Raw genomic sequence first — 19,954 nt, forward strand, 5'->3', positions numbered from 1 at the left:
GGGCTTACCCGCCCTTGTCGCTCCGCGATGTCATGCGTTCTCAGCGATCGACGTTGACTGCATCGAGGAAGATCGGCGTAACTCTACGATGATGAAATAGCCACTGTCCGTTGCCGTCTCGGCGATAGGTGTCGGCGTAGTCGGCGATCATGACCGGGTCGAGGGGGAGGGGTGCTACGCCGGCGTGGGCATGAAGGGTGAGTACGCAGCTCCCTGTCACTGTCTCCGCCGTGAAGGTGGGGTCGAGGCGTAGGCCGGTGAAGAGGTGGCGGGAGGTTCGCGGTCCGCTGTTTCTGCGGTCGTCGTAGAAACGCTTGATCTGCTCGTGGCCGGTGATGGCCCATCCGGACAGGTCGTAGGTGCCGTCGGCGGTGAACAGTTCGTGCACCGTGTGTCCGCCCTCGTGGTCGATGCGGTACGCGAATTCGGCGACGAGCGCGTCGATCTCGGATCGGAAGGTGGCGAGCGTGGTCATGGCTTCTCCGTGGGGTGGGTCGTCGGTGGTGACGAATCGGGGTCTGTAAGCAAGGTGGGGAGCCTGTCGATGGCGAGCTCGGCCATGATCGTCACCAGCGCGAGCGTGGCGTCGAGATCGCCTGCTTCGCTGTCGAGTTGGTGAGAGACGAAGATTCCGTCGAGGAGGATGAGGGCGATGCGGCCCACGGCAGTGGCTGCTGCGGGTCGTTGAGCGGCCGGTATCGCGTCGAGGGACGGTTCGATGGCCGCGACGACGACATCGCGTGCGCGCCGGCGCACCGATTCCACGGTGGCTCTCACTGTGGGGTTCTGGTCCTGTTCCAGGGCAAGGAGTAGGAACAGGCGCAGGAACACCGGGTCCCCGACGAGGATGCGGGCGGCGGCGTCGAGTCGTTGTGCAGCGGTGGCGTCACCCTGGTGCGGCAGCGTTTCGATCGAGGTGATCATCGTGTCGGCGACGGTGTGCATGACGGCGTCGAGGAGTCCTTCCTTGTTGCCGAACGCGTGGTAGATCGATCCGCTGTTGACGCCCGCCCTGCGAGCGATCTCCGAGATACCTGTTCCGGCGTAACCGCGGGTGGAGAACAGAGACGTCGCGGCGTCGATCATCGCCTGACGGGAGTGGGCTCCGCGTGCGCGGCGTCCGTCGGGAGAGTGCTCGTCGTTGTCGGTCATGGTGGTGCTCCCGTGGGGTGATCGTCAGGTCGAGATCCTGCGGATGGGGTTGTCCAGGCGGCCGAGGCCGCTGATCTCGACGCTGACTGTATGGCCGTGGCGTGTGAGGTCGATGGAGCGGATGGTGGGGAACCGGTCGGGTAGCGCGGGGCGTGCAGCGGTGCCGAAGTGGACGATGTCTCCTGACGTGAGGGTCATGGTCTGGGACAGGTGTGCGATGACGTCGTGGATGCCGAAGGTGAGGTTGGCGGTGGAGTCCTCGAGGACGAGGTCGTCGTCGAGGTATCCGCGGACGATAAGGCCGTTCGGTTCGGTGATCTCGTCGGCGGTGACGATCCAGGGTCCGATGGGCGCGAAGGTGTCGGTCCCCTTCGATCGGGCGTGGTAGGTGAGGTAGAGGGAACGGTCGTCGTCGCCGCGCGTCGTTCGCCAGGGCTCGTCGACGGTCATGCCCTCGGGCATCACCAATTCGACGCTGTCGTCGGACTTGAGTCCGGGCGAGGTGATGTCGTTGATGATGGTGTAGCCGAAGACGCCCGCCGCAGCGTCCTCGGGGGTCGCGCGGCGCAGCGTGGTGCCGATGATGGCAGCGAGTTCGGGTTCGGGGTGCACGAGACCCCATGCGGGGTCGACCTCGATGTGCGTGCCGTGCCCGATCATCGCGCTCGGGGGTGTCAGGAAGTACATGGGAGCTGTCATCTTTCGGGCCGCGAGGTAGTTGAAGACATCGTTGTTCAGTGCGACACCGACGATCTTGGACGGGTCCGTCACCGGCGGGAGCCACTCGATGTCGGCCGGGTCGACCCTGGTGGTGTGGTGACCGTCGGCGATCACCGATGCCAGTGCCCGTCGCTCGCTTGCGGTATAGCTGATGATCGACCGCATCGTCGGAGCGATGTCACCATTCCCGAGAGATGCAATTCCCCCATCTGTTGTCTCGGCCAGAACGCACCGCGTCCCGTCGATGTTTCCTGTTGCCAACTTCATGGTGCGGATCTCCTGGTGTGCTGGGTAGGTGCGATGAGCGGGGATCTAGAGCGTGAGAGCGAGAGCGCCGGCGAGGAGGAGGAAGCCCACACCTCCGGCGAACAGCAACACGTTCTGATCGAAGGTGCGTGTTCTGCTGCCGATGTCGAGGGTCAGCGGTCGGTAGCCGTTGCTGTCGGCGAGCTCGCCGCCGTAGAGCGGCATGGTCGCCGCGGTGACGAAGAAGCCGACCAGGACAACACCGGCGATCGCTCCTGCGATGGCGAACCGGGCCGGTAGGGACGCCACCGGTGCCCAGAGAACGACCAGCGCCAGCAGTCCGGCACCGATGTGGGTGGCGACTTGCCACACCACATGAAAGCGCGCATGCGGCACCCACACGGGATTGGTGGCGTGGGTCCTGTTCAGATCGGCCGCGGCCGCGACCAGCGCGAACGACAGGATGCTGATGGTGAACAGGACCTGGACGAGTACGATCACGGTTACCCCCGATAGTTATATGATCGATCAAGTAAATACATAGTCGGTATGTCCCGTCCGCGCAACTGGTCTCCTCGGCAGTGGTGCCGTGACGCCCAGAACTACCTGTTAACTTTTGCGGCGGTAACAGTGACACCCGTCACCGCCACGGAGCGCAGGGGAGACACGGTTGTGAGACAACGGGCGAAGGTCGCACCTGTCTACCGTCAAACCCCTCTTCTCATGCTCCCTCTCGCACTGCTGGGTGCCGCCGGACCGTCGATCGATTTGGCATACGCCGATGTGCGTGCGGCCTGGACGACTAAATGGCCACCGAGAACAACGGTCGAGGCGTCCTTCTCATCGGCCATTCCCAGGGCACGTTCATGTTGCGGAAGCTGATGCGCGAGACCTTCGACCGAGACGCGACACTGCGCAGACAACTCGTCGGCGCCTTCCTGATGGGCGGGAACGTCGAAACCGCCCGCGGCAGTACCACCGGCGGGGACTTCCAGAACATTCCGCTGTGTACAAAACGCGGGCAATTCGGTTGCATCGTGGCGTATTCCACCAACACGCTCGTGCCGCCGCTCTCGACCTTCGGCAATGCCGACGTCGATCTGTGGTCCCAGCATTGGGGACTGCCGAGTGGACCCGGTTTCCAGGTGGCGTGTACCGATCCAGCGAAACTCAGCGAAGACGATCGTCCGGTCGGCGTCAATGTGCCCAGCGCACCGTTCGCGTTCGGCATCATCTCGATTCTGCTGAACTACACCACAGCTCCCGAAGCGCTACCGACGTCCGAGTCGACGTGGACCACCAGTCGCGGCCGTGTCGTCGGATCCTGCATCGATGCGGGTGGATACAACCAGTATCATTTGCAGTTCGTGGTGCCTCAGCCGATCAACGAGGTTCCTCTGCTCGATTCGCACCTGATCGACATGAATGCCGGCCTCGACCGACTGGTCAGCATCGCCGATCAGCAGACGGCTGCCTGGCAATCCGCCGGCTGACCGCCGAAACACTTCGCACGGGCGATGGACGCTTGGTGTCCGCCTCGATTATGGCAGTGGCCGCCGGTTGGTCTCAGAACCGCAGCGCGGTCGAGCGTATCGGTTAGAGCGCAGACGCTTTGAGGCTCTCAGAGAGACTGCGGCGTCACCGGGCAGTGCACCGTACTTCCTCCAGTTTCGGTGTAGTGGTCTCGGTTGACCGGATTTGTCGATCCATGACTTTCTATCGCGTTCCCGACCATCGGCCGGGCAATGCCGGCTCGACATCTTTGTCTGGTGTGACGCGGGGACCTGTGTCGCTGTGGCAGGCGGCGGTGGTGTCCGGACTGGTATGAGTTCCCTCCGCCGTGGGTGCCTAATGACGATCGGGGTACGAACCGTGAAAGGCCGCGGGATCACTCGTCGGCGGAGTAGTCGGACGTGCGGGACCAGGCGGCGTTGGTTCTCGCCGAGCCGCTGTCCTGGTTGGGGATCGCGGTCGACCGGTCGTGACAATCGATCGTCCGAGTTGTCAGGTCGGCCCGTGGACATCGGAGTGGCAAGTGGTGGGAACTCCGCCGCACGTCGATCAGTCGCCTCTTCGTTCGCCTGGCGGGATATGCTGCCCAGCAATGGGATACCAAACCCCTGGGTACCACGCCGCGGGTTCTCAGTGTCACGATAGTGTCACAAGTCGCGACGGACGGAGGTGGACCGAGGCGGACGCCAGTGGACAAGAGAGCAGTTCAGGACGGGTTTCGTGAGTCCAGGTGGACCCACCTGATCGGGTCGTCGAAGCCTTGTAAGCGAGCGGTCTTCGGTTCAATCCCGAAAGGAGGCTCTCGATATGCCTCTGACCAGCACGAATGCTCCGAAATAGCCTGATCTGACCTCTCGTTTCACGACTTCCCCCGGGTACGTCCGTGCAGGTCCGCCACGGTCCAGGGCCGTCCGGCCACCTGCGAAAACTACCGAAATCCGGCTCGATGTCACGACTTGTCACAACTCATCCGTAACTCGTTCGGTGGACGCGGGTACCCTAACCGACCCGATCTGGAATCGAAGTCGATGAGAAGACGGGTACAACAGGCATCACACGACCTGTCGTGGTTATCTGACAGGTGTGTTCAGGCAGCGGAGTCGTCGAACGCTCAGCAGTGGTCGTCGAGGCGAGCCACCGAGAGCTGGCGTCTACGGCTCACGGTGCGTTTCCCCATGGCCAGCAGTGCGTGTGGCGTGGTCAGCAGTGAGTGCGGCGGTATGACAGATGATGACGTGTGGTCCGGAAAGCATGCCCGAGCGCACGATGCCCCGGTCCGGTCACTCAATGCGTCGGTGTTGCGATGGAGGATCGACACTGCACGGTCCATTCCACTGTTCGATCCCGACGACGGCGGTGACGCGGCTCGCTGTCTGGTGCTGTTGGAGTCTCCGGGGCCGAAGACGATGCGTCCGGGCGGGACCAACATGTGTTCGTTCGACAATCCAGATCGAACGAACCCCGTGCTGAAATCGGTGTTCGCCGACGCGGGTATCGACCGGGTGCAGTGCGTCAAGTGGAATATTGTGCCGTGGGCAGTGCTCGACGACGCCGGTCATCCGGTATCGCCGACGGCATCCGTTCTCGGTGAGGCGGGCCCATATGTCGGCGAGCTCATGGCCTTGCTGCCGAAACTGGAGGTGGTTTTCGTTCTCGGTGCGAAGGCTCTCGATGGCTACATGCGCGTCATCACTGCATCTGCTCCCACCCGCCTCCTCCCGGTGATTGCGGCACCGCACCCCTCGGCTCGCAACGCACACGCACCGGCGGCTGCTCGCCAGCGGTTGATCAACGCAGCACTGTCGGTCGCAACGCACCTGGAGAAGGCACCTGAACCCCGCACTGTGCTGAGGTAGGGCGGATCGTGCTGCTGCCTCCGACCGGTCAGTCCTGGTGGGGCTGGCGTTCGCCGGTGTTGGTGTCGATGTCGATCACCTCGTCCGGGCTGTCGGGGTGGTACTGGACAATGTGTTGTTCGGCGACACCCCGGCGTGCACCGTCTCGATAGGAGAACCAACATCCCGCGAACAGCACCACTGTCGCGATCGCTGCGACGACGGTCCAGCCCTCCCGCCGGCGAGGGCAGTGAGAAGGGCCCCGCAGCAGCTGTTCCCGCCATCAGCAACAGCCAGGCCAGATAATTTTCGGTGACTCGTGCCCAGATGCGTCCGCGGCGGCCCCGTCTCGGGGTATCGGAAGTCGGTGTGTCTGCATTCGGTGTGTTCATCGATCGACGCCGTTCGTTCGGTATCAGCGTTCCGAGTGGGTACTACCCGCGGTCGGTTCAGCTGGGTTGAAAAATTTTTCCTTGGACGCTGCCGCGGAGAGTGTGGGCGGCGACTGTGCCCCAGGCTGCGAGCAAGGCCGCATACAGTCCGATTGCAAGGGCCTCGACCGCGGCCGACCCCAGAGTGCCGCCGAGGGCAGTGGCACCGGTGACGCACGTGCCGATGGGGAAGGTGAACGACCACCAGGTCAGTGAGAATGTCAGTCCCTTCTGGGCGGCATGGATGGTGAGGGCGGTTGCGAGGATGAACATCAAGACGCCGAAGCCGCCCATGATCAGTCCGTACAGAATGCCGAACACGTGCAGGCCGGTTGCGACGGAGGCGGTCTCGCCGGTGAACACCAAGGGTGCATCGTTGCCGAGCAGGTTCGCGGCGGTGATCGATTGACCGATCATGCCGAGGGTGATCCACACCGTCGGTGCTGCCTGGACCGGCGGGATTCCGCCGTGGACGAGCCGTCCGTAGATGAGCGTCATGGTCAGCATTCCGATGATCAGTGACAGCCCGAACATCGCGTAGCAACCGGACAGCATGGCCAGGCGCCATTGCCCGTCCGCGATATGAGGGAGCAGCAGCGCACCGGTGGAGGCGGACACCATCGGCGGTACGACGGGCATCAACCACGCCGGGAGTGCGACGGCGGTCTGGTGATCGTGGGCGGTGATCATCAGGTAGGGCACGAGAATGCTGGTGATCAGCCCGAGGGCTGTGCCAGCGGTCCACAGGACGGCAAAGATCACGGTTGCGGGCACCGCTCCGATGACGTCTTTGCCCAGCAGCATCGTCCCGGCACCGACGGTCAGCAGCGCCATGGGGGGTGCGCCGTAGAACTGCACCATCACCGGATGCGCGGCGTGCTCACGCGCATACTGCCGGTGTCGGATCCAGTGCACTGCGAAGGCACCGGAGAGTGTGATCAAGGCGACCGACGCTGCGATCCACACGATCGTTGCGAACACGTGCAGTCCGGGGATGTGGGCGGGCAGGGTGGCGGCGGCGTTGGCGACGATACCGGTGCCCATGACCGAGGCGAACCAGTTGGGGGTGATGTGTTCGAAGATCTGGCTCGGGTGGTCGAGGTCGGAGAGCACCGGCCACTTGCGCGGCCGCTCGGTATCGTCGCCGCGCCGAGACGTGATGGAGGAGCGGTGCAGAGCTGTCGTGGTCATGACTTCCAGCGTCCTCGCACACAGTCGTCACCGGTAGACACCGATTACCTGGCCGGTCCCAACCTCAGGTTATGACTGCGGGGATCTGAGGGCGACGACGAGCAGGTCGCTCGACGGTCCTCGCAGTTCACGGCCCGCGGGCCACACGGCACGCAGGAACCGGCGCAGGTCGAGCCCCTCTGTGTGAACGCGGGCCAGTGTTCCGGCGGCGATCTCGGCGGATACCGCGAGGGAGCTGAGTACGGCCGGTGCGAGGCCGCCGATGACGGCAGCTTTGATGGCAGTGGTGGAGGACACCTCGAGCAGTGGCGCGGCGAGTGGGCCTGCAGTCCGGAGCGCACGTTCGAGCGCGAGACGTGTGCCGGACCCGGGTTCGCGGGTGACCAGCGGTGTCGCGGCCAGTTCGCTCGCCGTGATCGTTCGTCGAACCCATTGATGATCGGGGGCGACGACGACGACGAGTTCGTCGCGGGCAACGTCCTTCGAGTGGAGTCCGCTGGGCAGATCGGGGCTTTCGACGAATCCGATGTCGGCGCGGCCGTCGAGCACCGATGCGGCTACGTCGACAGAGTTTCCGGAGGTGAGAGTCGGTGTGATGGAAGTGTCGTGGGAGCGCAGTGTGATGAGCCATCGCGGTATGAGGTATTCGGCGATGGTGAGGCTCGCGGCGATACGAATGTGGCTGTGGCGGTCGGTGCGCAGCATTGCGATGCTCGTGGCGAGCTCGGCGGCTTCGGCGATGACGCGCTCGGCCCAGCCGGCGACCAGTTCGCCGGTTGCGGTGAGGGTGGCACCTCGCTGCCCGCGATGCAGGAGTGCTGCCCCGACGCGGCTTTCGAGTGCTTTCAGGCGTGCGCTCGCCGCTGGCTGCGACATGCCATGCGCAGCCCCTGCGCGTCCGATGCTTCCCAGCTCGGCGACGGACAGCAATAATTCGTAGCTGATCAGGTCGGTCACATGGGTCGGCAGGGGCACGGTGCCAGCGTAGAGACTGCGATCGTAGTGGGCACGGGGCCACGGGCGCGTTTGACGGGAAAGTCCCCATTCGAGCTCAGTGCTCGCGGGAAGTGGAACGGGGTCGCGGCACTGGATCCCGTGGTTCGTTCACCCTCACTGACGCCACCTGCACTTATCCAATTCTCGTCACCCGGGATTGCCTTGGTTCGTGCGAGTTGTTTCGAACTTCACCGGTGCTCTCGCAGCGTGAGCTGGGACAAGGCAGGGGATGAGTCGGACGTAGGCGACCATTCCGATCAGCTCCACCAGTGTCTGCGACACCACGACCACGGCAGCAAGAGACAGTGCTGGTGGCAGCGCGAGCGCCAGCGGCAGTACGACCAACGAAATCGGGTGGCGCCGGAGAAGGTCGAGGCCCGAGCATCCGGGACGTCCTGGCGGGTCACTCTGGCCGTCGCCCATCCGACAACCGCCATGATGACCAGGAACGCTACGAAGATCGGCACCGCGAAGATCGGCACCGCGGCAATCAGCTGGGAGCCTTCGGAGCGGACTGCGTCGATCTGCGACGCCACGACGACGGCAAGAGTGGCCATCATGACCGGCACCATCGCCGCGGCCATGACATCCATGATCTGTGTGCCGAGTCGGCGGCGCGTCAGGATCTGCCTTCGGCCTCGGTGATACCCGTAGGGGGTATTGCTTGGTACGGTGGCAACGTGCGTGACGGTGCTCGGCGACGATCGTCGGCCTCGTCTGCGCTCTCGGTGCTTCGGACGGTTCTGATCGCGCTCGGCGTGGTGCTGATGCACACGACCCTGCCCGTCCCCACCGCCGCGGCCCATGACGCGATGCCCGCACCAGGGCAGCCGAACAGCGTGGTCGCCCATCACTCTGCTGACACACACACCGTCGACGCCGAGACGGCGGCGGCGCACGTGCCGTGCCCGAGCGGTCACGACATGGTGCATCCGTGCATCGGGACGGTCACGTCTTTCCCTGCGATGTCGGTGCCGACCGTGACCGCCGAGTCCATGCCGACACTGGACACCGCGTCCGACCGTGTTGTCGCGATCGTGGCTCGGGCAGGTCGTGCGCCCCCGTGGGCGGTGTACTCACTGGACAAGTCGGTATTTCTTCGGGTGTGACGGGGAGTCCGGGGCCACGGTGCTCCGGCGGATCGCAGGCAGATCCACCTCGTCTCTCGTTCGTCACACCTCAGGAGTACTTCCATGCGCATCAACAGAAGAACAACCACCGTCCTCGCCGCCGCGGCGGTCGGCATCGCCCTCCTCGCAGGGTGTAGCGACGACGGATCGGGCACGTCGATGGAGGGCCACTCGATGGGCTCGTCCACCTCGATGGAGTCCTCGTCGGCGCAGTCCGCGGATCCCGCAGCGAACTTCACCGACGCCGATGTCATGTTCGCGTCGATGATGTATCCCCATCACGCGCAGGCCGTCGAGATGGCCACCATGGTCGACGGGCGCACGACGAACCCGGAGATCGTCGCCCTGGCAGGGGAGATCGCCGCCGCCCAGAAACCCGAGATGGAGCAGTTGACGTCGTGGTTGGTGCAGTGGGGTCAGCCGGCGCCGTCGTCGGACGCGAGCTCGATGGAGGGTATGGACCACGGATCGGGCAGCGGGATGATGACTCCACAGGACATGGACTCGCTGATGGCCGCGTCGGGTGCTGACTTCGACCGCCAGTGGCTGACGATGATGATCGCCCACCACCAGGGCGCGGTCGCGATGGCAGAGAAGGAGATCGCCGACGGCTCCAACACGGACGCGGTCGCGATGGCCCGCACCATCGTCGAGACGCAGAACGCCGAGATCTCCCGCATGCAGCAGCTCTTGGGCTGACCGAGAACCCGGCCGGTACCGCAGTTTCGGGTCCTGCTCGACGAACGACGTAGCCCCGCACCGATGTCGGTGCGGGGCTGCGTCGTATCGGAGGGCCGCAGGTCAGTCCCGCGGGGTACCAGTGCCGGGCCGGAGGTCGAGTCGACGGAGCAGTTGGGCGTTGGCGGCGACGATGATCGTCGACAGGGACATCAGAATCGCTCCCACGGACATCGGGAGTACGAACCCGATGGGTGCGAGCACACCGGCCGCCAAGGGCACGGAGAGCAGGTTGTATCCGGCGGCCCACCACAGGTTCTGCTTCATCTTCCGGTACGCAGCGCGGGAGAGATCGACCACCGACAGCACCGAGCGGGGGTCGTCACTGGCGAGGATCACCCCCGCGGACGCGATCGCCACATCCGTGCCTGCACCGATGGCGATGCCGACGTCGGCGCGGGCGAGGGCGGGGGCGTCGTTGACACCGTCACCGACCATCGCGACCTTCCTGCCCTCGTCCTGCAGGTCCGCCACCCGCTGCGCTTTGTCCTCCGGGCGCACCCCGGCGAAGTAGCGGTCGATACCGAGCTCACCGGCGACCGAGGCGGCGACCGCGTCGGCGTCGCCGGTGATCATGACCACCTGCACCCGCTGGGCGTGCAGATCGGCCACCGCGGCGCGGGACTCGGGGCGGATCTCGTCGGCCAGTTTCAGCGCTCCGATCACGGCGCCGTCGGCGACGACATGCAGGATGATCGCCCCGTCCCGCCGCCACCGATCGGCCACACCGAGCTCGGCCCGGCGCTCCTGCTCGAGCATCGCCGGACCACCCACCCGTACGGCGGCGCCGTCGACGACCGCGGACACCCCGACCGCAGGTGAGGACCGGAAGTCCTGCGCAGACGGGATATCGAGCCGACGGCCCTCAGCAGCGGCGACGATCGCGCGTGCCAACGGGTGCTCGGAATCCGCTTCCGCAGCTGCCGCCAGCGCCAGAACCTCCTCGACGGTGCGCCCGTCCACGGCCTCGACGTCGGTGACGGCGGGTTCGCCGCGGGTGAGAGTGCCGGTCTTGTCGAACAGCACGGTGTCGACGGTGCGCATCGACTCCAGCGCGAGGCGGTCCTTGATCAGGACGCCGCCGCGTGCGGCACGTTCGGTCGCGATGGACACCACCAACGGAATCGCCAGGCCCAGCGCGTGGGGGCAGGCGATGACCAGGACGGTGATCGTGCGGACGACCGCGTCGTCGGGGGAGCCGAGGAGGGTCCAGGCGGCCGCGGTGAGAACGGCGGCGCCGAGGGCGAACCAGAACAGCCACGCCGCGGCGATGTCCGCGATCCGCTGCGCCCGCGACGTCGAGTTCTGCGCGTCGCTGACCAGGCGCCGGATGCCGGCGAGGGTGGTGTCCTCGCCGATGGCGGACACCCTCACGCGGATCCCGGAGTCGGTGGCGACAGTGCCGGCGACGACGGTGTCCCCGTCGCTGCGGCGCACGGTGCGGGACTCGCCGGTGATCATCGACTCATCCATGCTCGCGGCCCCTGAGACGACGACACCGTCGGCCGGGACCCGGCCGCCGGGGCGCACGACCACCACGTCATCGACCTGCAGTTGCGCCGGATCCACGACGGTCACCTCACCATCGGCGTCGACCCGCTCCGCGGTGTCGGGGAGCAGCGCGGCCAGCGAGTCCAGGGCCGACGTCGTCTGCGCGAGTGAGCGCATTTCGATCCAGTGCCCCAGCAGCATGATCACGATCAGCAGTGCCAGCTCCCACCAGAAGTCGAGCTGATGATCGAGTAGACCGACACTCGCACCGAGAGACGAGACGAACGCGACGGTGATCGCCAACGCGATCAGCAGCATCATTCCCGGTGTGCGGCCGCGTATCTCGCTGACGGCACCGGTGAGGAACGGGGAGCCACCCCACACGAACATGACTGTGCCCAGCACGGGGGACACCCACCCGATCCAGGAGCTGTGCGGAAGTGAATACCCGAGGATCATCGCGAACATGTCCGACGCTGCGATCACCGGAACCGCCAAGACGACCATCACCCAGAACAACCTGCGGAACTGGCCTGCATGATCGCCGTGGCCTCCGTGGCCGCCGGCCATGTCGTGATGGTCGTGATCGTGCGAACTGTCCGTCCGGACGGTGGCCGGTGATGACTCGATCATGTCAATTCCTCAATTTCAAAGGTGTTGCTGTGCGATGCCCTGTACCGGTCGGAGATTCGGACGTGCCGTAGTCAATCGCATCGCTGCGGTCGGCTACCCGCTGTGTCCTGCTCCGCGTCGATACCCCCAGGGGGTATGTAGTCAAGACCATACGCCGCTCGGTCGGCTGTGGGAAGGTGTGCCGTCTCACTCGGTCTCGGTTCCTGCACGCATCGGATCGTGCAGCTGACGCGATTCCGCACCCTTCTGCGGCAGTATCGATGAACACCGGGATCACGATGGTGCCGACGGTTTTGCTCTCGGCCAACCGGATTGCCCGCCCGACCGCCTGAACGATGTCGACCTCCGAGCCTCGTGGGTCGATGAAGGCGACACCGTCGAGGGTGGGGACGTCGACGCCCTCGGCGAGCCATCTGGCGTTGGCCAGCACGCCGCGTTCGTCGTCGTCGAGTTGGCGGAGACGCTGAAGCTTCACGTGGCGTTCAACGGACGACATATCACCGGAGGCGAACCCGGTCACAATGTTCCGGACGGTCGTTCTTCTGCAGGCATCCAGTCGAGAACGTCGGGCATCTCGGCGGCGAATCTCTGTGCTCGCAGCACCCGCGAATGGAAGCGATGACCCGGCGGAGGTCATATTTGCGCATGGCTTCGGCCAGCCCGATCCGGCTGTGGTGTAACCGGTCCGTGGTAGCGATGAGAAGGCGATAGTCGAACCACTTCCTCGACGACTCGGAGAGGACCTTGTCGACGTCGCGCTTCGTGACGGCGTGATCGGGGCTGTACGCCTTAACCTGCACCGCCCAGGCCTTCCCGACACTGTCCTCGACCACGAGGTCGATGCCGGCGTCGCTGCCCCACCTGTGATCCCAGTCATCCCACAGCCAAACCTCCCGAACCGTGTGTCGGTAGTACGGGTCGTTCTCGAGGTACCACTTGCAGATGCGCTCGAACTGCCTGCCTCGGATGTGATTGTTTTCGGAGCAGGTGTCGTAAAGGGCAGCGAATGTGCCCATTCCGAGAACTTCAGCTGGCCGTACCGACTGGTTTGTCGCCCTCGCGTAACTACTCGAATGACTCCTCGGGACCGTTAGGGCGCAGATCCTGCGCCACACCACCCAGGAGTTGCGCGGATCAAACTAGTTGAGTGAGCTGGCGCGAGTGCTTCCGACGAGCGTCCTCTGCGGCTCCGGCAGACCTCCGGTCGAGCTTGGCGGGTTGTCCTCGGAGGTGAGGTCGTTCCCACGCATTGCACTCGGCCGGTGTGGGCCTTCGTTCAGCCGCGTTTGCTAGTGACGCGATCGTGAAGCCGAGTCGCGACTCATTGACGCGTGGCCGCAACTGTCATGCGGCTGGACCCGCGTCTGCTGCTTTGTCGATCAACGAGATACGATGTCCACCAGGGTAATACGGACTAGTCGAGTTCGACGTAGGGGATTCTCGGTGTCACGAGAGTGTCACAAGTCGGGACGGACGGAGGTGGACCGGGGCGGACGCTGATGGACGAACGCGCAGCTCAGACCGGGTTTCGTGAGTCCAGGTGAATTCACCTGATCGGGCCGTCGAAGCCTTGTAAGCGAGCGGTCTTCGGTTCAATCCCGAAAGGAGGCTCTCGATATGCCTCTGAGCAGCACGAATGCTCCGAAATGGCCTCATCTGACCGCTCGTTTCACGACTTCCCCCGTTACGTCCGTGCAGGTCCGCCACGGTCCAGGGACGTCCGGTCACCTGCGAAAACTGCCGAAATTTCGCTCGGTGTCACGAGTTGTCACAACTCATTCAGAACTCGTTCGGTGGACTCGGGTGGACGTCAGGGGCCGGGGGTGAACGTCTGTGCAGAAGTGTCCACGACGGTCGGTGGACCTCTGGGGATTCCTCCGGACGAAGCCCACTCGCTCGCGCCGTGTTGACGAGCGACGTGGACGTGCGCGGACTCGGGTGGACAGACCGCAGCTCGCTCACCGACACGCCTGGTTTGGCAGGCTCGATCACACAGCAGTGCGTTTCGCGTCAAGCCGTACGTGTACACCGTCGAGCATCGTTCTCCCCGGTCCGCCGGGCGTGAACAACTTGTGACAGCGCTATGGAGCAGCACCGATCTCGACGAGGCGCTGCGCTGGCGGGGGCTGCCGCCAGTCCTTCGCAGTCGCGCCCTCGTGGTTAGCAGTGTCCCGACGGGCACTTCCCGCGTTCGAGACACCCGCACCGGCGGGGAACTTCTAGTCGATGACGTCGACGGACGGTACCGCCGGGATTCGGATGACAGCACTGCCGCAGGACCCTCGAGTCCGGCCACCGATGGGCCGGAACACGCAGCCCATCGGGGCTACCGAGAACGCAGGCGTGCCCACCGCCACGGCGACTGCGATGGGAACGTGCGCACGCTTCGCGACCAAGTCGCGTCACCTGACGTCCACTACGAACTGCCGGGCATGTCCGCTGACGCATCGGCGCTGAGGGTGCGCCCACGCGGGAAGAAGCTGTGTCCGTCAGGTGCGTGGATGTGCCGGTCCGCCTACACCCGTCGCTCCCCGCATTTCGTTACTCGCTGCACGGACAATGTCACGGCGAGCGACCCCACCGACCTGTCCCCACGTGTTGTCGTCCCCCGTGCCGGATCCGACTGCGGGGTTGACGCCCGACGATGACGGGCACGATGCACTTCCGTAGGTGCGGTGGGCCACGACAGTGTGCCCGGAGCCGCCGTCGCTTGAACCGGCCGCGACGCCGAGATGTTCGGAGCGGTGGGACGAATCGTCGGCGATTCGGTTCTTCTCAGGGACGTCCAGTCGCGAGTCGCGAGTCCTTCACATTCTCATCGGGTGAAGTGAACAGCGGAATAACGACAGCATCGGCATCGGCATCGGTGATGATTCGACCGCCACCGTGAGACCGACCGGGACCTTCGGCTCCACCCGAAACTCAAAATTCAATCCGCCTCTTCGCCGATCCACTTGGCGAGCAGGTGGTGGATGTGCCGGATCTTCACTTCCTGGTAACGAGCCAGCGGCAATGTCTTCGACTGCGCGGACTTGAGTCCCTTGTGCACCTTCGGCATGTTGAAGGCATCCTGATCGAACACGCGCGCCGAGCTACCGAGAACCGTTGCTTCCAACCAGGACTGCTCCGGCTCGAGCCACTGGGTCTTGGCCGGCTTCGGACGTTCGCCCTTGAACGGTGCGAGCAAGTAGACGTCCATGATCGACGTCTCGTGGTTGTCGCCGTTGGGGCGGAACCGGTAGACGATGCGCTGGTACGCGCCCCACGGGTGGAAGTTCGGGAACACGGTGTAGTACACGCTGTCGAGCGACTCGGCATCGGACATGTTGTCAGCCTTGACATCTCCGATAATGTCGCGCAGTCCTTCGCGGGCGAGCATGCCCGACATCTCCCGAGCGGAGACGCCGTCGGGCAGCGTCACCATCGGGTCCTCGTCGATGCGAGCGTCGACCATGGAGTCGAACATCTCCTGCTCGGAGGGCACGAAATTGATATGCGGACTGGGCACGCCGTTGGCGGTGATGCCGCGGTTGAAGTTGCCCCAACTGTCGTACTGGCTGTTGGAGTCACCGGTGCCGACGACGCGTTGCGGATGCGTGGTGATGACGTGGAACGCCTCGGAGAACGCTTCCTGCGCGATCTTCCAGTTCGCCTGGATCACCTGTGCGACGTGGGCCTGGATGTAGCGGTCCTCCAACGGCCATGCCTCGAAGTGCTTTCCGAGGTCGCCGAGAAAGCTGTCCAGCGATTCGGACGTCGGATCCATGTTGATGAAGACGAAGCCGCCCCAGGTGTCCACCTTGACCTGCGGAAGGTCCATCTTGCCCTGGTCCACCTGCGGGAAATCCCACGCGCAGGTCATCGACTTCAGCGATCCGTCGAAGTTCCAGGCGAAGCCGTGGAACGGGCAGCGCAGCTCGTTGCCGGCTGGCCCGTCCTCTTCGCGGAGTGTGCGTCCGCGGTGCAGGCAGGAGTTGTAGAAGGCCCGGATGCCCATGTCCTTGCCGCGCACCAGGAGGATGGACTTCTCGCAGATCTCGTAGACCAGGGTGTCGCCCGGCTCGGGGATCTCTTCCTCGCGGCACGCCATCTGCCACACCTTGTACCAAACTCGGTCCCGCTCGAGTTCGTGGTACTTGCGGCTGATGTAGCGCGAGACCGGGACGAAGTTCTGGTCCTCGTACATCTCGTGCGACTCGATGCGCAGAATGTCGGGCACGGGGTGGGTGTCGGTGTCCAGGAGTCGTTGGTAGCCAACGCCGTTCTCGATGAACCCGGCGTCCGCGGCGGGGCGTTCCTCGATGTTGGTCACAGCTTGCCTCCCTGTTCGAGCGTGATGGCGCGGGCATCTTCAGCCAACTTGTCGGACTGCATCTTCTCGAGCAGTTTCGCGGCGCCCATGAAGCGACGGTTCTGCGTGATCGGCACGGGTTCTCGCGGACCGAGACCGACCCAGCGGGCCATCTCGGGGTCGACGGCTTTCACGTCGCCGTGTAGGTAGCGGCCCTCGGGATCGAACGTTCCGGTCTTGCCGTGGCGGTCGGTGACCAGAACGTTGAAGTCGTCATCGAATTCGTAGATAGCGTGGCTCATCGGATGCTTGATCTGTCGCATCGCAATCTCCTTGGAACGGGGCAACGCCCTTACTTGGTGCCGTATGCACTAACTGTAGCAGCGAACAGTGACAGCGAGCACACTTTTCTTTACGTTGACTCCAAAAACTAGGGTCAAGTGCGTGCAGCCCACCGGAGCGCTCCCGCCACCAGTCGGCGGTACATGGGATCGGACAGGGTGGGCGCTTTGTCGCCGGGCTGCAGGTACGCGAGCCGGCTGCGTCCGTTGGTCTTGGTCCACCCGACCAGCTGGGATCCGGGCCGGTGGGTCCAACCCGCACGCTCGTCGCGACGACCGGCCATGGCCAATGCTGTCGACCAGTGCACGGCGTCGGTCATCTCCGCGTCGGTGCGCAGCAGGGGAGTGACGTCGTCCTCGAAGATTTCGCACAGATAGGTCTCGTCGACGATGTCGAACGACGCCGGGATGCCGTCGACGATCGGGTGGGTGGGGTCGGCCACGGTGATCGTCTGCGGAACCGCGTGTCGGTAGCCGGAGTCCGGGCAGTGGACGCCGCGGACGACGCCTGGCCGGTAGAGGTATCGGCCACCCACGAACTCGGCCCACTCGCCCCAGCCGGCCCACGAGGCGATCGCGTGATGCAGCACCACGTACCCGTGTCCGCTGTTCGGTGCGGCCGCGACCGCAGCGCGAACAGCCTCCGGTGGGTCGGTCGGGGTGGGCAGGGTGCCGGGCATGTCGTAGTGCAACGAGACGTCGTACTGCCCCAGGTCGTCCGGGCCGAGATCCGCGTCCGGGTGTTCGTGCCAGGTCACGTCACCGGGCAGCGAGTCGAGGAAGTCGGCGAAGGCATCGCGATCGAACGAATGCCCACCGGTGAATGCCGCAATACGCATGAACGGGTGTCCCATCGAAGAAATTCAACTGGTGATGCAGTCAAGTTACTCGACGGGAGGGGTAGTTCAGCGGCCTTCGATCATCTTCGAGCACACCTCGGTGGTCGCCGCCCGCAGTCGAGGTACCGAAATGCTGGACAACGGCCCACCCTCGATGCGCAGCGGCTGAATGGCGATGGTCGTGGCGATCATCGTCCGCACCCGCAACGACCGCGCGGCCTGTTGCGCTGCCGCGGACCGCTTGTTGGCCGGTGTCTCCGCAACCGGGAAGTAGTCGAACGCGCGCCGGATGTGCCGGTCCTCGTACTCCTTCGTCAGAAGGCGAGTCCCGGGGGTGGCGCCGCCGGCCATCTGCAGAAACAGCATCCGCGCCGCGTTCGGGTGTTGAGCCGTCCAATCCCACACGGCGTCGATGACGCTCTTGAACGTCTCGGCGTCGGCCTCGGCGTCGTCCGGCCGGGCCTGCTGAGCGGCGGCGGAGCTGGCGTCCATCGCATACCCGAGGGCGCTCTCGAACAGCTCTTCCTTGCTGGCGAAGTGGTAGTAGACGGCGGTCGGGACCATGCCCGCCGCCTCGGCGATCTCCTGAATCGACGTTTCTGCGAACCCTTTACGCGAGAACACGCGGACAGCGGCTTTGACGATGAGGTGCCGGCGCGACGGCCGGTGGGCGGAGCCCTTCGGCGCCGCGGGCTCGGCGGGCGTCGCGACGTCGCTCTCGTCGTCGTCCGGGTCGGCAGGACCCGACGAGACCGCAACGACCGGATCGTCGTCGGCTGCGGGCAGCGAATCCCAGCCGGAGAGTGTTTCTCCGGTCGGCTCCTCGAGTTCTCCAGCGCTTCGTCGTGGCACGGACCCCAAGTTACTCGCTGGTGTACGTCGCGACACCTGAAAAGAGCGGCGGGTGTCATGATCTAGTGCATGGCAGGCAAGGGAGTGGCGCCGAGACGCACTGCGGCGACCCCGACGAGCAAGGGTGGGAAGCGAGCCGCACATCGCCCGTCGCGGCGTGAGGTCGTGGTCGACGCGGCCATGCACCTGTACTCGGTCCGGTCCATCGAGGACGTCACGGTTGCCGACATCGCCGCCGAGGCACAGATGACCTCTGCCGCCGTCTACTACCACTACCCGTCGAAAGACGAGGTTCTGCTCGGCGGGCTGCGGCTCTATGCGGACGGGTTGCTCGACGAGCTTCGTGCGGAGGTCGAGAACGATGCGGACGCTTCTCTGGGCGACATCATCGTTCGATTGCTGGAGTGGACGGACCAGCATCGCGCCGCGTCGCTCGTGTACTTCGTGCGCTCGCCGGGATGGAGCCTGTCGATCGAGTCCCTTCGCCGGGAAGTGCGTCTGACGATGCTCAACGTCTTCACCGCCGAGTTGCGCACCCGGAGCGGCATCACGACTCGGGCCAAACAAGCTGCCGCCGCGACTGCGCTGTCGAGTCTGCTCGAGGTCTCGGTGTCGTCCTGGCTCACCGAGGACACCGTCCTTGCCAATCTCGGCCGCCGGAGGTTCTCCGAAGAAGTGCGGGGACTGGCCGCTGACATCTCCAGTCTGTGACACATACTGCTGAAGCCGAACACCACTAAGTCGCCACCGGCAGACCGCCGAACAGCGACTTTGTAGAAGTATCTTTAGACCGACGACAGTTTGTGGTTGACTTGGCTCCATGCTCAACCAGTCGCGCGCCCGGTCCATCGACCTCGACAACCCGTTCGCGCCGCTGACCGGATTGTGCGAACTGGTACTGGTCCGTCACGGTGAGCAGGCGCTGAGCAAGGAACTCAGTGCCGGTGAGACCGTGGACCCACCGTTGTCCGACCTCGGCGAACGCCAGGTGCAAGCTGTGGCGCAGCGATTGGCCACCTCTCGGGTCGACGCCGTCTACAGCTCGCCGCTCCGTCGTGCACTCCGCACCGGAACGGAGATCGCCGATCGACACGGACTCGTCCCCGTGGTGCGGGACGACCTCACCGAGTACGAGCCCTGGCAGAAGTTCCCCGCCGACCGCAGTCCGTTCGACGCCCTGCCGCACGACGAGATCGCCACGATCTTTCGCGAGCACATCAGGACGCGCCGATACGACGCGTTCCCCTACGCCGAGGACGGGGCGGAGTTCCGCGCCCGTGTGCTCGGGCAGATCGCCGCGATCGTCGACGCTCATCCCGGCGAGCGGGTGGTGGTGACCTGTCACGGCGGCGTCATCAACGCCGTGCTCGCCGACGCTCTGGGCAGCGGTCTGGACATGCCGGTTCGAGTCCACCACACCTCGATCAGCGTGGTCCGAGGTGCGGACACGCGCCGAGCGGTCCAGTCGGTCAACGATTTCTCTCATGTACTCGACTTCCAGACGTCCGTCGGAGCCATGAATCTCTAAGTCCTGCAGTTGAACACCGATCAAGGAG

General features: G+C 64.9%; 21 protein-coding genes. 6 read left to right on the forward strand and 15 right to left on the reverse strand.

All coding sequences use genetic code 11. The features are described from left to right. Window positions 1-40 precede the first annotated feature (40 nt). The 4 genes from AC0IX4_RS03830 to AC0IX4_RS03845 are packed head-to-tail and all read right to left on the reverse strand — an operon-like array spanning window position 41 to window position 2,619. Complete coding sequence (locus AC0IX4_RS03830; protein ID WP_471828115.1) at window positions 41-475, reverse strand: nuclear transport factor 2 family protein; 435 nt, start codon at window positions 473-475, stop codon at window positions 41-43. Then, window positions 472-1,152 carry a TetR/AcrR family transcriptional regulator gene (locus AC0IX4_RS03835; protein WP_471828116.1) on the reverse strand — a complete coding sequence of 227 codons (681 nt, stop codon included), beginning with the start codon at window positions 1,150-1,152 and terminating at the stop codon, window positions 472-474. The genes AC0IX4_RS03830 and AC0IX4_RS03835 overlap by 4 nt, the downstream gene beginning before the upstream one ends. Window positions 1,153-1,176: 24 nt before the next feature. Further along, window positions 1,177-2,139 carry a fumarylacetoacetate hydrolase family protein gene (locus AC0IX4_RS03840; RefSeq protein WP_471828117.1) on the reverse strand — a complete coding sequence of 321 codons (963 nt, stop codon included), beginning with the start codon at window positions 2,137-2,139 and terminating at the stop codon, window positions 1,177-1,179. 45 nt (window positions 2,140-2,184) lie between these two features. Then, window positions 2,185-2,619 carry a DUF6640 family protein gene (locus AC0IX4_RS03845; RefSeq protein ID WP_471828118.1) on the reverse strand — a complete coding sequence of 145 codons (435 nt, stop codon included), beginning with the start codon at window positions 2,617-2,619 and terminating at the stop codon, window positions 2,185-2,187. Between the two features lie 305 nt (window positions 2,620-2,924). Here AC0IX4_RS03845 and AC0IX4_RS03850 point away from each other — a divergent pair, with 305 nt between their 5' ends. Continuing rightward, entirely contained in the window at window positions 2,925-3,611 is a 687-nt protein-coding gene (locus tag AC0IX4_RS03850) for a DUF3089 domain-containing protein (protein WP_471828119.1), read from the forward strand. A gap of 1,239 nt (window positions 3,612-4,850) precedes the next feature. Next, window positions 4,851-5,486, forward strand: coding sequence for a uracil-DNA glycosylase (locus AC0IX4_RS03855; protein ID WP_162245516.1), 636 nt, complete (start codon window positions 4,851-4,853; stop codon window positions 5,484-5,486). 28 nt (window positions 5,487-5,514) lie between these two features. On the opposite strand, the gene AC0IX4_RS03860 is transcribed toward AC0IX4_RS03855, so the two are convergent. The 4 genes from AC0IX4_RS03860 to AC0IX4_RS03875 all read right to left on the reverse strand — a co-directional run bounded on the left by AC0IX4_RS03860 (window position 5,515) and on the right by AC0IX4_RS03875 (window position 8,667). Then, window positions 5,515-5,667 carry a hypothetical protein gene (locus tag AC0IX4_RS03860; RefSeq protein ID WP_156148856.1) on the reverse strand — a complete coding sequence of 51 codons (153 nt, stop codon included), beginning with the start codon at window positions 5,665-5,667 and terminating at the stop codon, window positions 5,515-5,517. Between the two features lie 247 nt (window positions 5,668-5,914). Beyond that, complete coding sequence (locus AC0IX4_RS03865) at window positions 5,915-7,087, reverse strand: TDT family transporter (RefSeq protein WP_082043007.1); 1,173 nt, start codon at window positions 7,085-7,087, stop codon at window positions 5,915-5,917. A gap of 69 nt (window positions 7,088-7,156) precedes the next feature. Beyond that, window positions 7,157-8,062 carry a LysR family transcriptional regulator gene (locus AC0IX4_RS03870; RefSeq protein WP_229746301.1) on the reverse strand — a complete coding sequence of 302 codons (906 nt, stop codon included), beginning with the start codon at window positions 8,060-8,062 and terminating at the stop codon, window positions 7,157-7,159. A 278-nt stretch (window positions 8,063-8,340) separates the two neighbouring features. Beyond that, window positions 8,341-8,667, reverse strand: coding sequence for a hypothetical protein (locus tag AC0IX4_RS03875; RefSeq protein WP_371829995.1), 327 nt, complete (start codon window positions 8,665-8,667; stop codon window positions 8,341-8,343). A 96-nt stretch (window positions 8,668-8,763) separates the two neighbouring features. Here AC0IX4_RS03875 and AC0IX4_RS03880 point away from each other — a divergent pair, with 96 nt between their 5' ends. Beyond that, window positions 8,764-9,192, forward strand: coding sequence for a hypothetical protein (locus tag AC0IX4_RS03880; RefSeq protein ID WP_162245349.1), 429 nt, complete (start codon window positions 8,764-8,766; stop codon window positions 9,190-9,192). 84 nt (window positions 9,193-9,276) lie between these two features. Further along, window positions 9,277-9,912 (forward strand): DUF305 domain-containing protein, encoded by a 636-nt coding sequence (locus tag AC0IX4_RS03885; protein WP_042574315.1) that lies wholly within the window; start codon window positions 9,277-9,279, stop codon window positions 9,910-9,912. 102 nt (window positions 9,913-10,014) lie between these two features. On the opposite strand, the gene AC0IX4_RS03890 is transcribed toward AC0IX4_RS03885, so the two are convergent. The 7 genes from AC0IX4_RS03890 to AC0IX4_RS03920 form a co-directional block, all read right to left on the reverse strand. Further along, complete coding sequence (locus AC0IX4_RS03890) at window positions 10,015-12,075, reverse strand: heavy metal translocating P-type ATPase (protein ID WP_082518146.1); 2,061 nt, start codon at window positions 12,073-12,075, stop codon at window positions 10,015-10,017. A 1-nt stretch (window position 12,076) separates the two neighbouring features. Further along, window positions 12,077-12,595, reverse strand: coding sequence for a helicase-related protein (locus tag AC0IX4_RS03895; RefSeq protein ID WP_042574317.1), 519 nt, complete (start codon window positions 12,593-12,595; stop codon window positions 12,077-12,079). Next, window positions 12,573-13,091 (reverse strand): restriction endonuclease, encoded by a 519-nt coding sequence (locus AC0IX4_RS03900; RefSeq protein ID WP_042574318.1) that lies wholly within the window; start codon window positions 13,089-13,091, stop codon window positions 12,573-12,575. The genes AC0IX4_RS03895 and AC0IX4_RS03900 overlap by 23 nt, the downstream gene beginning before the upstream one ends. A 1,913-nt stretch (window positions 13,092-15,004) precedes the next feature. Continuing rightward, complete coding sequence (locus AC0IX4_RS03905; protein ID WP_056071275.1) at window positions 15,005-16,387, reverse strand: aromatic ring-hydroxylating oxygenase subunit alpha; 1,383 nt, start codon at window positions 16,385-16,387, stop codon at window positions 15,005-15,007. Further along, complete coding sequence (locus tag AC0IX4_RS03910) at window positions 16,384-16,689, reverse strand: hypothetical protein (protein WP_056071271.1); 306 nt, start codon at window positions 16,687-16,689, stop codon at window positions 16,384-16,386. Before AC0IX4_RS03910 ends, AC0IX4_RS03905 begins: the two co-directional genes overlap by 4 nt. 113 nt (window positions 16,690-16,802) lie before the next feature. After that, entirely contained in the window at window positions 16,803-17,546 is a 744-nt protein-coding gene (locus tag AC0IX4_RS03915) for a ThuA domain-containing protein (protein WP_471828120.1), read from the reverse strand. 66 nt (window positions 17,547-17,612) lie between these two features. Beyond that, window positions 17,613-18,398 (reverse strand): TetR/AcrR family transcriptional regulator, encoded by a 786-nt coding sequence (locus AC0IX4_RS03920; protein ID WP_056071268.1) that lies wholly within the window; start codon window positions 18,396-18,398, stop codon window positions 17,613-17,615. A 69-nt stretch (window positions 18,399-18,467) separates the two neighbouring features. Here AC0IX4_RS03920 and AC0IX4_RS03925 point away from each other — a divergent pair, with 69 nt between their 5' ends. Together AC0IX4_RS03925 and AC0IX4_RS03930 are read left to right on the forward strand one after the other, a co-directional pair. After that, entirely contained in the window at window positions 18,468-19,109 is a 642-nt protein-coding gene (locus AC0IX4_RS03925; RefSeq protein WP_056071265.1) for a TetR/AcrR family transcriptional regulator, read from the forward strand. 109 nt (window positions 19,110-19,218) lie between these two features. Then, window positions 19,219-19,926, forward strand: coding sequence for a histidine phosphatase family protein (locus tag AC0IX4_RS03930; protein WP_056071264.1), 708 nt, complete (start codon window positions 19,219-19,221; stop codon window positions 19,924-19,926). Window positions 19,927-19,954: the final 28 nt, after the last annotated feature.

It is taken from the genome of Rhodococcus sp. AC861 (assembly GCF_979256035.1).

Bases quoted from the DNA above. Each gene is read 5' to 3' on its own strand.
- AC0IX4_RS03875 (WP_371829995.1), bottom strand. From the start codon at position 8,667: ATGGCCGCGGCGATGGTGCCGGTCATGATGGCCACTCTTGCCGTCGTC.
- AC0IX4_RS03915 (WP_471828120.1), bottom strand. From the start codon at position 17,546: ATGCGTATTGCGGCATTCACCGGTGGGCATTCGTTCGATCGCGATGCC.
- AC0IX4_RS03890 (WP_082518146.1), bottom strand. From the start codon at position 12,075: ATGATCGAGTCATCACCGGCCACCGTCCGGACGGACAGTTCGCACGAT.
- AC0IX4_RS03925 (WP_056071265.1), top strand. From the start codon at position 18,468: ATGGCAGGCAAGGGAGTGGCGCCGAGACGCACTGCGGCGACCCCGACG.
- AC0IX4_RS03830 (WP_471828115.1), bottom strand. From the start codon at position 475: ATGACCACGCTCGCCACCTTCCGATCCGAGATCGACGCGCTCGTCGCC.
- AC0IX4_RS03850 (WP_471828119.1), top strand. From the start codon at position 2,925: ATGGCCACCGAGAACAACGGTCGAGGCGTCCTTCTCATCGGCCATTCC.
- AC0IX4_RS03900 (WP_042574318.1), bottom strand. From the start codon at position 13,091: ATGGGCACATTCGCTGCCCTTTACGACACCTGCTCCGAAAACAATCAC.
- AC0IX4_RS03865 (WP_082043007.1), bottom strand. From the start codon at position 7,087: ATGACCACGACAGCTCTGCACCGCTCCTCCATCACGTCTCGGCGCGGC.
- AC0IX4_RS03930 (WP_056071264.1), top strand. From the start codon at position 19,219: ATGCTCAACCAGTCGCGCGCCCGGTCCATCGACCTCGACAACCCGTTC.
- AC0IX4_RS03840 (WP_471828117.1), bottom strand. From the start codon at position 2,139: ATGAAGTTGGCAACAGGAAACATCGACGGGACGCGGTGCGTTCTGGCC.
- AC0IX4_RS03885 (WP_042574315.1), top strand. From the start codon at position 9,277: ATGCGCATCAACAGAAGAACAACCACCGTCCTCGCCGCCGCGGCGGTC.
- AC0IX4_RS03910 (WP_056071271.1), bottom strand. From the start codon at position 16,689: ATGCGACAGATCAAGCATCCGATGAGCCACGCTATCTACGAATTCGAT.
- AC0IX4_RS03835 (WP_471828116.1), bottom strand. From the start codon at position 1,152: ATGACCGACAACGACGAGCACTCTCCCGACGGACGCCGCGCACGCGGA.
- AC0IX4_RS03855 (WP_162245516.1), top strand. From the start codon at position 4,851: ATGACAGATGATGACGTGTGGTCCGGAAAGCATGCCCGAGCGCACGAT.